The sequence below is a fragment of the Flavobacterium amniphilum genome (genome assembly GCF_023634845.1).
GTDB lineage: Bacteria > Bacteroidota > Bacteroidia > Flavobacteriales > Flavobacteriaceae > Flavobacterium > Flavobacterium amniphilum.
Map to the genome: position 1 here is coordinate 17384 of NZ_JAMLJL010000020.1, position 13575 is coordinate 30958.

Consider the following 13575-nt stretch of genomic DNA (forward strand, 5'->3'; position numbering starts at 1 on the left):
CGTTACCTTCCGAAAGTATCATAATTGTCTTCAGCATATTTTTCAAATCGCTGTAACAACTTGATGTTTTGTTTTTCGATAACGGTTAATTCTTTTGTCACATCATCAGATACGGGAACATACCAGTCTACCGGATCAAAAAACTGTCTGTATGTCTTCTTCTTGAATGTGTAGCCGTGGCGTGCAAAAATAGTATTGCGTAAAATTTCAAGCTCCAGCTTTTTAAGATTCTTCAGGTCACTTTCCTTTAAAACAGTAGTTGAGGAGTTTAATGTGGTTACCACATCAGATGCTGTCCGGTACATTTCGTTGTATTCAACTTCCTTTGCGCCATCTTCAGCTTCATATTCGATACTGTCCAGCTTCATCGAGTAAGAATCCATGTAACGTTGTCCGTATTCATCTTCTGAAGGTAACATAAGATTCGGATCGTATTTAAATTGCTGTTTGGTCAATTTATAAGCTCTTTTCGTAACTGAAGCCTTTTTGTTGTTGGCTGTCCATTCTCCTGAAAGTGTATCGTTTTTAATCGTAAAAGTGAAAATACCGTCCTTTTTATCGTCTCCGGGTTCTTTCAGTTCAAACTGAAATTCGTTTAAAGCAACGACTTTTACTTCTCCAGATAACGGACGATTGTTCCCGGCTACAATATTTTGACCGATAACTTTATTTCCCACTATCTTTTTGATGACAATGTTGATTTTGTTTGAATATACATAATCTTCTCCTCTGGCATGTTCTTCGGCCTTGAAATCACCCACCCAGTTTCCGTAGAGTTCTTTATACAGTTCCTTTTCTCCGGTTGTTTTTTCTTCTGCTTTGGCGACCTGTTTAGCTTCATCCTTGCAGGAAACAAGGAATACCACAGATAAGGCAGTTAATAATAGTTTTTTCATTTTATAAGTTTTTTAGCGATGTAATATTCGATGATTAAGATATTCGGGATCCAACCCAGCCAGGCGATAATTTGGTACACATCCATGGGAGATGGTTGGAATACGTAAACAATAATGACTTTCCATAAACGCAATGTAATAGCCGAACAGGTCAGGGCAAAGCTGCGGTACATGAATTTTTGATGTGAAAGGATGTCTTTTTGTTTGATGGACGTAAAAGCTTTCAAGGTAAAATAAAACCACAATAGGGCCAAAACGATAAAAGATATTCTGGAGAATAAGCCACCATTGGCAAACAGCCCAATGAACAATCCGGAAGGTGCAGCAAAAAGCAGGATGGTTCCTACGTATAGTTTTCCTATTAACCTATGAATGTCTGGTCTTTTATTTAAAATACTGTTGTTGAACTGTGTGAATCCGGCCAGTAAGCAAAAAATGGATGTCAGTACATGAACATAAAACACAGGAAGGTAGAACGGAATACCGGTCACTTCTGTCTGTTTGATGTTTAAAAAAGCTACGTGGGCACTTACGGGAATATACTTTACGGTTATTTCAAACATTAAGTAGAAAAAATAACCGAAAAGCAATGACCAGAAAATACTTCTGTAATTAAATGAAGCCTTCAAGGAAGTCGGTTTAATTCTTTTTCAGGACTTTATATTCTTCATAACAGCCACTCACGGCATCCAGAACCTGTAAGTCATTTGCAGTTCTCATGAATGATTCAGAGTAATTGCAACGTTCCAGAATTTCAAGTAATTCTTTTTCATTGATGCCTAGCATTGTATAAATAGTCTGACGGTCGTAACGGGTTTGTAAGATATTGCGAAGGTTGTCATCCTTTTTCAATTCGCGGAGTTTCTTTAGTTCTTTCGGTTTTTTACCAAAGAAGTTATACAAAGCATCTGCAGGATTGAATAGAGAGCCCATTACTCGGGAAAAAGCATTCGGAGAGTTTTCACCACCTTCATATCTTTTGGTCAAACCGGCAATCGAGTACCAGTAATTTTCCCTTTCCGGAATTAATTTGGAATCAACCTCAAGATAACCCGTCAATTCATAAGGAGGAATCACGATTTCTTCAAGCGCATATGCTTTTTCAGTTAATTTAATGCGGGTAGTTCGGTTTTTAATCCAGTCGTTTGTAACTCTTACTTCAATCGACTGAAATCCTAAACAGGAAATAAGAAGGGTATCGTCAAGATCGGCATAAATTTCAAAATTTCCGTTGGCATCAGTAACGGCACCTCTTACTTTTTTGGTATTTACGATGTTTACATTCCATATCGGAACGAAAGTATTGTCATTTACAACAACTCCTTTCACGGTTGTTTCCTGTGAAAAGGCCGGAAATGCGATGAGGCATAAAAAGAAAACTACAAAATATTTCATACGTGCTTTTAGAGGATCTAAATGTACTAGATATTTTGTAGTTTAACTATGAATTATAAGAAAATTAACAGCAGTTAGCTTTTAAAGCGTTGTTGTTAGCTTCTTCTTGGTCTTCTTTCTCTTGGAGCGCTTGAAGAATCAGAACCTCTTTGGATAGAACCCGGGCGTCTTTCGTTTCTTGGCGCTCTGTCAGAAGAATCGCTTCTTCTTTCAGAAGATCTTCCTTCACCGCGTCTTTCTGTTCTTGGAGCTCTGTCAGAAGAACGGGATTCGCTTCTTCCTCCAAAACCACCTTCTCTTTTTCCTCCAAAACCACCTTCTCTTTTTCCTCCAAAACCACCTTCTCTTCTTCCGCCGAATCCGCCTTCTCTTCTTCCACCAGAACTTCTTCCGTTATGGTCACGACGTGATGAATTTCCACCACCATCATTTTTAGAGATTTCAACGTTGATTCTTCTTCCGTGAAGTTCAAAACCGTTTAATACTTCCATTACTTTGGCAGTATGTTCACCGTCAGTGTTGAAGAAAGAGAATCCTTCTTTAACGTCAACTTTGAATACATCATCACGGCCTAATTCCAATGTTTCTTTTAAGAAATCTTTCAACTGCATCCAGTCGAAATCATCTCTCGCCCCGATGTTGATGAAGTAACGTACCGGATCTCCGGCTCTGATTTCTCTTGGTTCAGAACTTCTTTCACCTCTTTCACCACCTTGACTTGATAGGTCACGTTTTGATTTGTAGTAGGATAAGAAACGGTTGAATTCAACAGACACCATTCTTTTTACCAGTTCTTCTTTTGTTAAGTCCTGGAAAACTTCGTAGATAGCCGGAAGGTAATTGTCGATTTCGTGATCAATTTCCGTATCGTGGATTTTGTTTGCTAAGTGTAATAACTGGATTTCACAGATTTCGATTCCGCTTGGAATTGATTTCTCTTCAAACTTCTGTTTGATGATTTTTTCAATTGCGTGAATCTTGCGTAATTCACTTTTGGTTACGATTACAATCGAAGTACCTAATTTACCTGCACGTCCTGTACGTCCTGAACGGTGGTTGTAGGTTTCGATTTCATCCGGTAACTGGTAGTTCACTACGTGAGTTACGTTGTCAACGTCTATACCACGGGCTGCTACGTCAGTAGCAACTAACATTTGGATCTGGCGTCCACGGAATGCTTTCATTACTCCGTCACGTTGTGCCTGTGATAAATCACCGTGTAAAGCAGCAGCGTTGTAACCGTCTTCGATTAATTTTTCAGCGATAGACTGTGTATCTCTTTTAGTACGGCAGAAAACCACAGAGAAAATATCCGGGTTAGCATCAGCCAAACGTTTTAATGCTTCATAACGGTCACGTGCATTTACCATGTAAAACTCGTGAGATACCGTTGAAGAACCTGAGTTTTTAGTACCTACAGTGATTTCCTGCGGATCGTGCATGAATTGTTTTGCAATCCTGGCTACTTCCTGCGGCATGGTAGCCGAGAATAACCATGTGTTTTTTTCATCAGGTGTATCTGATAATATCGAGCAGATATCATCATAGAATCCCATGTTCAACATTTCGTCTGCTTCATCAAGCACACAAAAGTTAATGTTCTTAATGTTAACAAGACCACGGTTAATCATGTCTTGCATACGTCCTGGAGTAGCCACAATAATCTGTGCACCTCTTTTTACTTCACGCGCCTGCTCGGTAATGCTTGCACCACCATAAACCGCTACGGTGTGTAAGCCTTTAATGTATTTTGAATATTGTTTGATCTCGTTTGTGATCTGTAAACAAAGTTCGCGTGTTGGCGATAAAATCAAGCCTTGAGTGCTTCTGTCATCAGCATCGATCTTCTGGATAAGCGGAAACCCGAAAGCTGCCGTTTTACCTGTTCCTGTTTGTGCTAATGCTACAATGTCTGTGTTTTGCTCCAATAGTATTGGAATCGCCTTTTCCTGTACTTCTGACGGATTTTCAAATCCTAGATCTTTAACCGCCAGCAGTAGCGATTCATTCAATCCTAATTGTTCAAATTTATTCATTATCTATTTTTAAATTGGGTGCAAAAGTAGTGTTTATAAACGATATAAACTAACAGAATCTTTTTATTTGTGATTTTATTAAAGTTTGATAATCAATAATTTACAAAAAATAGCTTTTTGAAAGTTTGATGATTTACAGATTTAAAGGGTTGTTTATTGAGAATTTTTCAAAAAAATCACAATGTTTCAAGATAGGAAACCAATTGTTTTACGGCAATACCGCGGTGGCTGATGGCTGATTTTTCATCAAGAGTGAATTCGGCGAATGTTTTAGTGTAACCATCCGGAACGAAAACAGGATCGTAACCAAATCCGTTTGTGCCTCTTTTTTCAGTGATGATGGTACCGTTGATGATTCCGGTGAATAAATGTTCTTCACTATTAATATGTAATGCGATTACCGTTTTGAAGTTGGCCCTGCGGTTCGTTTCATTACTTAATTTATCCAGTACCTTATTGATATTATCGTCGTTGTTGCGGTGTGATCCGGCATAACGGGCCGAAATTACACCCGGTTCCCCGTTTAACGCATGTACTTCAAGGCCGCTGTCATCGGCAAAGCAGGGATAGCCGTAATGTTCGGTTACGTAGCTTGCTTTCAGGATAGCATTGCCTTCAATAGTATCGGCAGTTTCGGGGATGTCAACATCACAGCCAATATCTTCAAGACTTAATACTTTAATATGTTGCGGAACCAGTTGTTGGATTTCGGTGATTTTGTTTTTGTTGTTTGAGGCGAAAACGAGTTGCATTTTATCGGTTTTTTTTGAATTTAGTAGAGCAAAAGTATTTAAAATTGCCCAATTAGGAGGAAAATACATCTAAATTCAAATTGATTTCGTAAATTTAAATGATACTTGAACTGATTTCATTTTCAAAAATAAGTAATGAATTTCTTCTTTTGGATGAGTTGTAAAAATAGAAATAGATATTTTTTTACTATTCTGAGTTTTTTACTTATCGGATTGCTTTTTGCTGTCCCGGTTTCTGCCCAATATGTTTTCAATCAGTCAAATTTATCCCAACAAAGAGATATTTATGCATATGCTAAATATGTTGATGTTGGCAAACAGGATCTTTCTTTGAATGAAGTGATTAATAATTCTTCACTGAAGTTTTTGCCCATTCCTAAACAGAATTATGATTTTGGATTTACTACACATCATTTTTGGGTACAGTTTAAACTTGAAAATTCTTCAAATGAACAGGTGGTTTGTTTTTTTGAAACAGCAAGGCCTATTACAGATATAGCCGAACTTTATATTGTTAACTCAACCGGTAAAGTTAACCTGCTTAAAAATGGTGATAAGATTCCTTTTTCCGAAAAAAACTTCGCCCACAGGAAAGCAATTTTTAAGATTAAGCTTAATCCTTCCGAAACCCAAAACTTTTACCTTCATCTTAAAAGTGATGGTGAGTTATTGTCGTTGCCTATGATGCTGCATACACAGGAAAGCATGATCGAAGAAACATCCTTTGAGCAGTTTGTATTTGGTTTCTTCTACGGTTTGCTTGCAATTGCCAGTATTTTATATTTGTTTTTCTTCTTTGCAATGCAGGATAAGGTCTTTTTGTATTATAGTATATATGTTGTGTTTATTGGTTTGTTGCAGTTTTCGATTGATGGCTATTTTTATGAATTTATCACACCGCAACCCGGATGGCTGTCATTACATTCGGTAATTCTTTTTGCTGTTATTGCGAATTTCTTCTTGGGCCGGTATGCACAGATTTTTCTTAAGATCGGATTGTATAGCAGAGTGGTGACTGTTGCATTTTACATTTTATATGCATTAGATTTTATGTGCTTCTTCAGTTTGATTTTTATTCCCCGTTTTTTAGCGTTTTCTTATCCTGTTGCCAATTTGCTGGGATTGGTTTTATTGTTTCTTATTATAGTTTCCCAGATTATTGTTTTTAATAAAACACGGAAGATTTATTATTTCTTTTCGACAGGTATTTTATTTCTTATTAGTGGCTTTGTCATTTTTATCCTGAAAAATTTTGGAGTTCTGCCATTGACTTTCTGGACAGAGAATGCCTCGAAATTAGGAACGGGGATGGAAGTATTGTTTTTGTCACTTTCGATGGCTAATCTGATCAGAAGTTTAAAGAATGAAAGGCAGGAACTTCAGAACCAGGCCTTGCAGCGATCGGAAGAAATGAATGAGATGAAGTCTTATTTTTTGTCTAATATCAGTCATGAACTGCGTACTCCTTTAAATGCTATTATGAGTTTGAGCGATTCGCTTAATGATGAGACAGATATCTTAAAGGTAAAAGAAAGCAGTAAAAGCATAAAGTATTCTTCAGAAAGTTTACTGAGCTCAGTTAATGATATCCTGGATTTTTCCAAAATTGAGAAAAATGAGCTTAAGTTAGAGCAGGTACCTTTTGACCCGGTGAAGGTTTTGGATATTGTTAAATCCAGATCGCTGATGCTGGCCGAAAGCAAAAATATTGGGATGTCATTTAATATAGCTGAAGATTTTCCTGATTTTATTTTGGGAGACGGTGTCCGATTTGAACAAATAATCAATAACGTTATCAATAATGCGATTAAGTTTACTTCGGAAGGTCAGGTTGAGGTAAAATGCGATTTGGAAAGGTTGGGCAATCAGAAGGTGCGTATTGTTTTGGAAGTAACAGATACAGGTGTCGGAATCCAAAAAGAAAAAATGGAAAGTATATTTGATTCATTCTCTCAGGAGACTATAAATAATAAGAGAAGATTCGGTGGACTTGGACTTGGACTTTATATCGTGAAAACACTTGTCGATATGCATCAGGGTCATTTAAAGATTACAAGCCGGCCCGGACAGGGAACACGTTGCAATATAGAGTTGGATTTTGAAATTTTTGAAAAAAATACTTCCACGCAGAATATTTCAGGTCCAGAATACGATCTGCAGGGTAAAAGAATTTTGGTTGTTGAAGACAATGCGATGAATCAGATGGTTGTTAAAACGATTACTAAAAAATGGTCTAATACCGAAATCGAATTTGCCAATAATGGTAAAGAGGGAATCAGTATTCTTAAAGAAAAAGATTTTGATATCATATTGATGGATCTGCATATGCCTGTAATGGATGGTTATGAAGCTACCATAGCAATAAGGAACGGTCATGCCGGCGAATCCAATAAAAACATTCCTATTATAGCTGTCACAGCCGATGTGACAGAAACTACCCAATCACGTGTTCTGGAAATTGGTATGAACAGACACGTTTCTAAGCCTTTGGATAAGGACTCTCTTTTTAACTACATCCAAGCCTGTTTTTAAGGAAAATGATTCTTATATATTTCAATCTAAGCTGTTATTTACTTAATAATAGCCGCATTTTTTTTAAGTGGAATTTTAATAGTGTAGGAAAAATTCAAATTTTAACAAGAAATGCGGAAAAACCGTAACGCTCATTCGTATATCTGTGCTACTTTTGACATATAAGTTTTAATTGAACAAGCAAACTAACTAGAATCTAATCTTAAAAAGAATGAATTAAAAAACCTAGAGAACAGAATACTTTCATAAAAACTTTAGATTGGGGACAAAAGTCAAATGTTTTTTTAAGAAGTTAATACCACATCTGTTTTTACTATTTTTCAAAATTTTAACTCCATTTAGAATTTGTTCTTTAATTTTAGAAGATTAATTCGTTAGAAAAGCCACTCACTAGAGTGGCTTTTCTTTTTGTAGTCTGTTATTTCTTCCGTAACATTCTGAATGCCGGATACGAAACGGCAACAATTCCCAGAAGAATCAATAAACTTTTATAATCAGCAATGGCAAAACCGGTTAGCAATGTAATGACCACCAGAATCAGAAACCAGCTGCTTAAAGGATATCCTTTTTGTTTGTATGGGCGCGGGAGTTGCGGTTCAGATTTACGGAGTTTAATGACAGAAGCATAAGCCAATGCATCAACAATTAAAACTGTAAAGGTGCCCAGTGCAAACAATTCGGAAAATGAACCAGAGAAAATGTATATTATTTCGAGGATGCAAATAATGATCATCGCAATATAAGGAGAGCCTTTTTCATTGATTGTGGCACCTTGGGATATAAAATGTCCGCTTCGGCTTAACCCGAATAAAATACGCGACGGCACCATAATAAATGCGTTCAGTATGCTTGTTAATGATAAGATGGCAACGAGAGTGAAGATTGTTCCTCCGGTTTTTCCGAACACAACAGTGGCAGCATCGGAAGCCGCAAGGGAAGAGCCCGATAAAATATCCATTGGAACCACACTCAGTAATGCAGCATTAAAAAGTAAATAAATTACGATGACAATCGATACTCCGAAGAGCAATGATTTAGGAAGTTCTTTCCCTGGGTTTTTAAACTCTTCGGCAAAATAACAGGCAGCATTCCATCCACCGTAAGTACCTATTATTAGTTGTAAAGCTTTGAAAACCGAAATATAAATTCCGCTTTCATTCAAATCAAAACTGTTTGTATTATGTGTGAACAACGAACCTTTTCCGCCGGCATAATAAAAACAGGCAATAATCAGGAAAGTAAATACACAGACTTTTACCATGCTTGTTATTTTTTGGAAGATATCACCATTTTTCACTCCGCCAATATGGTATACGGTAAACAGTATTACAATACTTATGGCGATTAAGGTTTCAAAACCTTTTAATGTTGGGAAAAGAATGGCTAAATATTCAGAAATCGCAATGCTGATATAGGCTGGAGCCAACGAGTTTACTAAGAAATCAAACCAACCAGTGAGGAAACCCATGTATTTTCCGAAAGCTCTTTCGGCATAATTATAAGGGCCACCGGCTTTTGGAATCATGGTTCCCAATTCGGAGTAGGCACCAATAGCCATGAGTAAATAACCTCCGCCCAGCAGCCAGCATAAGAGAATGAGCCAATGATTTTTCAGTAAACCGGTGATTATTCCCGGATTGTATAAAATTCCCGATCCGATTACGCCGCCGATAGTGACAGCAATTCCGAAACCTACACCAAGAATACTTTTAAGATTGTTTTTTTCTGCCATATAGGTAGATGATTTAGTTGGTTGTAATAAGAGTAGTTATTATGCGTTACCAATTTAAGATTAAAGTTTGAAATTAAAGCTTTTTTGTTAAAAGTTGCTTATTTGCTGTTACAGACAGTGCAGTTATTATTGATTTAAGGCCAGTATTTTAGCGAAAGTAAGTTTAAAAGGAAAAGTCAGAACCGAAGCGTATTATTTTCATAAATAATTATGTTTAAAGCTTAGAAATAATTACTTTTGGGGCGTTTTTAAAACACAATTTTATCATGGTAAAAGATTTATTTGAAAGAATTCAAAACAATAAAGGGCCTTTAGGAAAATGGGCTTCACAAGCAGAAGGATACTATGTTTTTCCAAAGTTAGAGGGACAACTTGGACCAAGAATGCAATTCCACGGAAAAGAAATATTAAACTGGTCTATTAATGATTATTTAGGATTGGCTAACCACCCTGAAGTGCGTAAAGCAGATGTTGAAGCAGCAGAAATGTATGGTGCGGCTTACCCGATGGGAGCACGTATGATGTCTGGTCATACTAATTATCATGAGCAGTTGGAAAATGAGTTGGCTGAATTCGTAATGAAAGAAGCAGCTTATTTATTGAATTTCGGTTACCAGGGAATGGTTTCAATCATTGATGCATTAGTGACTAAAAACGACGTAATTGTTTATGACGTTGACGCGCACGCATGTATTATTGACGGTGTCCGTTTGCATATGGGTAAGCGTTTTACTTATAAGCACAACGATATTGAGAGTATGGAGAAAAACCTTCAGCGTGCGACTAAATTAGCGCAGGAAACCGGAGGAGGAATTTTATTCATCACTGAAGGAGTTTTCGGAATGCGCGGTCAGCAAGGAAAGCTGAAAGAAATCGTTGAGATGAAAAACAGATACAACTTCCGTTTATTGGTTGATGATGCTCATGGTTTTGGTACTTTAGGGAAAACCGGTGCCGGAGCAGGTGAGGAGCAAGGATGTCAGGACGGAATTGACGTGTATTTCTCGACTTTTGCTAAATCAATGGCAAACATTGGTGCTTTTGTAGCGGCAGATAAAGATATTATCGATTATTTGAAATATAACTTACGTTCGCAAATGTTTGCAAAAGCGTTGCCGATGATCCAGACAATAGGTTCATTGAAGCGTTTGGAGTTATTGCGTAAATCTTCAGAATTGAAAGATAAACTTTGGGTTAACGTAAATACATTACAAAACGGATTGAAAGAAAGAGGTTTCAATATAGGTGATACTAATACATGTGTGACACCGGTTTATCTTGAAGGTTCTATTCCAGAGGCGATGGTAATGGTAAATGACTTGCGTGAAAACTATAATATTTTCTTATCTATCGTTGTGTATCCGGTAATCCCGAAAGGAATTATCTTGTTGAGAATGATCCCTACGGCTTCGCATACATTAGAAGATATCTCTGAAACATTAGCTGCGTTTGAAGCTATCCGTGAAAAATTAACGAATGGTACTTACAAAGCAATTGCTGATAAAACAACTGTTGACGTTTCTTAATTTCAAACAGTAAAGCATAAAAAAAGCATCCGATCAAGGATGCTTTTTTATTTTACAAATCTTTTTTATAGGTTCTTCTTCTTCTGAAGGTAACCGGATCAAAGTGCTTCCAGATATTATGAATGGCGGTATTGTCTTCCAATTCAGGAGTCCGGACACATTCTTTAATGCCCAATTCTTTAAAAGTATGGTAATATTCATTAAAAATGACGGCTGTAACTCCTTTACTTTGGTATTCGGGATCAACTCCGATAAGATAAAAGAGTACTTCTTTGCTTTCTTTCTTTGCTTTTAGTAAATGATAAAAGCCAAATGGGAATAATTTACCTTTTGCTTTTTGTAACGCTTGTCCAAAACTAGGCATTACAATACTGAATGCTACAATTTTATTATCCTTGTCAACTACAAATTTAATGTATTCCGGGTTGATAAAGCCGATGTATTTCTTCTTGAAGTATTCTTTCTGAACATCTGTTATGGCGACAAATGAAGATAAGCTGGCATAAGAACTGTTGAACAAATCAAACATTTCATCAACATAAGGCATGATGTCTTTTGTTTTGGTGAAATTGATTGGACGCAAACTATATCTTTTTTTAATCAGCTCCTGAGCTTTAAAGAAGAAGTCTGGGTTTACATTTGAAAATGGAAATTTATTTTCGAGGTATTCTTTTTCCTTGATATATCCTAATTTTTCCAAGTGTTCTTTATAATATGGATAATTGTACCAAGTAATCATCGATCCTATTTCATCAAAGCCTTCGGTAACAACTCCTACTTTATCAAGGTTTGAGAAGCCCATCGGACCTTCAACGTATTCCAGATTGCTTTTACGTCCTAATTCATATACTTTTTCCAATAAGGCTTTGGTTACTTCAATGTCATCAATTACTTCCCACCAGCCAAAACGTACTTTCTTTTTTTCTTGATCGTTTACTTCGTCCCAGTTGATGATGGCGGCGATACGGCCAACAATTTTGTTGTCTTTGTATGCAATGTAGAAATAGGCTTCAGCACTTGAAAAAGCCGGATTCTTGGTTTTGTCGAAAGTCTCCATTTCGTCCTGGATCAAAGGCGGAACCCAGTATGGATTGTCTTTGTATAGGGTAAACGGAAACTTAACGAAATCTTTTAAAAGGCTTTTAGTATTGGCTTCAATTATGTTAATCATGGTTTATGGTTCTATTTCGTCTTCCAGACGTTTTGATTTTTGTTCTTCTTGTTCCTGAGTTGATTTTTCAGGTAAATCTTCCCCTTTATTTCTGCGTTTCTTTTTCTCTGCTTTTTCAGATGCTTTTTGCAATTCTTCGTCAGATAAAACGCCGTTTTTGGATTTCCCTTCTTTCTTTTCCTTGACTTCTTTTCCGTCTTTGATTTCGATGTCTTTGTGTTTTTTGTCAAAACGCCAAGAAAAACCTATTCCGCCGTAAATTAAATCAGGAGTTGTTTTGATGTTTTTACTGATGGAAGCATCTACCTGTAAATTGTCCATTAATAAGTGTGTGGCACCCAAAGTGAAAATGCCATCCGAATAATAATCACCTTTTACGCCCTTGTTTTCAAAGAAAGCCGACCATTTTTCATTGACGCCGTATGTGATGGTCAGGACATATCCGAAATTTTTGGCTTCCGAAGTAATTTTGTCCGCTATTAAATTGGTTACAAAAACCCATTTGCCTTTGAAATGATTTTGGGTGATCAACATGATTTTCGGGCTGATGGTAGCTTCGTCAGGGATGCTGTAATCATTGTCCATGGTATAATTAACCCCGGCATAACCTGAAATGGCTGGGATAAGGCTTTTCCATTTGAATTTATGGTTGGCTTTCCAACTGTAAATATTGGGTTTTTCTTCTCCTTTTTTATAAGGATCATAAAATAAGTATTTTGCACCCAGTGTAGTGTTTCTCAGGCCACTTCTGTTGGTTTCTAAAATATCACTTTTGTATTTATCCATCTGAAACTGTACATCCAATGTAAGTTCCAGTTGTTCTTTTAATAATCCGTAACGGCCTGTGAATTCTAATCCTAATCCGTTTGCTTTATAATCAAGGACATCGTGTGATTCATTAATATAGTATAATCCCGACTCGATTTGGAATACTTTTTTACCAACAGCGAATGCTCCGGCCGATTTTCCTGGTCGGTTAGAATTGATCTGGTCAGTAAATTGTGAGTAGGTTGAGGTTGAAGCACATAAAATACTTCCTAATAATACCAATCTGAGTAATTTCATTTTTATAGTATTTGAGAAAACCAAATGTAACATAATTTATCTTTATTTTAAGAATGTGATTGCCAATAATCCGTATTTTTGAAAAAAAATTGTCATGCAAGAAGCGTCATTTAGAGGTTTGGTTAATGTCATCATTTTTGTCATTGGATTTTATTATTTAGTTAAAATTTTGGCCCGCATTTTTATGCCTATAATCATGAAAAACATGATGGAAAAGGCTCAGGAAAATTTTAACCGTCATTACCAACAGGGGAATTTTAACCAACAAACCAATCAGGATTTCAATACTCCAAAAAAAGAAGGTAATCCCATTTCTAAAAAACAAGTAGGAGAATATATTGATTACGAGGAAATTGATTGATTTTTGAAGCATTACGGGTTAAAATTATTCTTCATAACCTGCAAAAATCAAAAATATTGTACGGGATGCTTTAAATCTAAAATTTAACGTATCTTCACGCCTTTATTTG

Annotated in this window: 11 protein-coding genes; 3 read left to right on the forward strand and 8 right to left on the reverse strand. The window is 36.5% G+C overall.

Going from position 1 to position 13575, the window contains the following annotated elements:
* Positions 1 to 2: 2 nt before the first annotated feature.
* From NAT51_RS17180 to NAT51_RS17200, 5 genes are all read right to left on the reverse strand, one after another.
* Complete coding sequence (locus NAT51_RS17180) at positions 3 to 896, reverse strand: YARHG domain-containing protein (protein ID WP_250600898.1); 894 nt, start codon at positions 894 to 896, stop codon at positions 3 to 5.
* Positions 893 to 1525 (reverse strand): DUF2306 domain-containing protein, encoded by a 633-nt coding sequence (locus NAT51_RS17185; RefSeq protein WP_250600900.1) that lies wholly within the window; start codon positions 1523 to 1525, stop codon positions 893 to 895. The genes NAT51_RS17180 and NAT51_RS17185 overlap by 4 nt, the downstream gene beginning before the upstream one ends.
* A 10-nt stretch (positions 1526 to 1535) precedes the next feature.
* Positions 1536 to 2291: a carboxypeptidase-like regulatory domain-containing protein gene (locus NAT51_RS17190; RefSeq protein ID WP_250600902.1), complete on the reverse strand. Its 756-nt coding sequence runs from the start codon at positions 2289 to 2291 to the stop codon at positions 1536 to 1538.
* Between the two features lie 95 nt (positions 2292 to 2386).
* Positions 2387 to 4327, reverse strand: a complete 1941-nt coding sequence (locus NAT51_RS17195) for a DEAD/DEAH box helicase (protein ID WP_250600904.1) — start codon at positions 4325 to 4327, stop codon at positions 2387 to 2389.
* Between the two features lie 176 nt (positions 4328 to 4503).
* Positions 4504 to 5079, reverse strand: a complete 576-nt coding sequence (locus NAT51_RS17200) for a non-canonical purine NTP diphosphatase (protein WP_250600906.1) — start codon at positions 5077 to 5079, stop codon at positions 4504 to 4506.
* Positions 5080 to 5214: 135 nt separating this feature from the next.
* On the opposite strand from NAT51_RS17200, the gene NAT51_RS17205 reads away from it, so the two are divergent.
* Positions 5215 to 7611, forward strand: coding sequence for a hybrid sensor histidine kinase/response regulator (locus NAT51_RS17205; protein ID WP_250600908.1), 2397 nt, complete (start codon positions 5215 to 5217; stop codon positions 7609 to 7611).
* 418 nt (positions 7612 to 8029) lie between these two features.
* Here NAT51_RS17205 and NAT51_RS17210 read toward each other — a convergent pair whose 3' ends face one another.
* On the reverse strand, positions 8030 to 9343 hold the full coding sequence (locus tag NAT51_RS17210) for an APC family permease (RefSeq protein ID WP_250600910.1): 1314 nt from the start codon (positions 9341 to 9343) through the stop codon (positions 8030 to 8032).
* A 266-nt stretch (positions 9344 to 9609) separates the two neighbouring features.
* On the opposite strand from NAT51_RS17210, the gene NAT51_RS17215 reads away from it, so the two are divergent.
* Positions 9610 to 10869, forward strand: coding sequence for an aminotransferase class I/II-fold pyridoxal phosphate-dependent enzyme (locus tag NAT51_RS17215; RefSeq protein ID WP_250600912.1), 1260 nt, complete (start codon positions 9610 to 9612; stop codon positions 10867 to 10869).
* A gap of 52 nt (positions 10870 to 10921) precedes the next feature.
* On the opposite strand, the gene NAT51_RS17220 is transcribed toward NAT51_RS17215, so the two are convergent.
* Together NAT51_RS17220 and NAT51_RS17225 are read right to left on the reverse strand one after the other, a co-directional pair.
* The gene (locus tag NAT51_RS17220) at positions 10922 to 12040 is read right to left on the reverse strand and encodes a GTP cyclohydrolase (RefSeq protein ID WP_250600913.1); all 1119 of its coding nucleotides are present in this window, start codon (positions 12038 to 12040) and stop codon (positions 10922 to 10924) included.
* A gap of 3 nt (positions 12041 to 12043) precedes the next feature.
* Entirely contained in the window at positions 12044 to 13105 is a 1062-nt protein-coding gene (locus tag NAT51_RS17225) for a transporter (RefSeq protein ID WP_250600915.1), read from the reverse strand.
* 94 nt (positions 13106 to 13199) lie between these two features.
* Between NAT51_RS17225 and NAT51_RS17230 the strand changes: the two genes are divergently transcribed.
* Positions 13200 to 13466: a DUF4834 family protein gene (locus tag NAT51_RS17230; protein WP_250600917.1), complete on the forward strand. Its 267-nt coding sequence runs from the start codon at positions 13200 to 13202 to the stop codon at positions 13464 to 13466.
* The last annotated feature ends 109 nt before the right edge of the window (positions 13467 to 13575 follow it).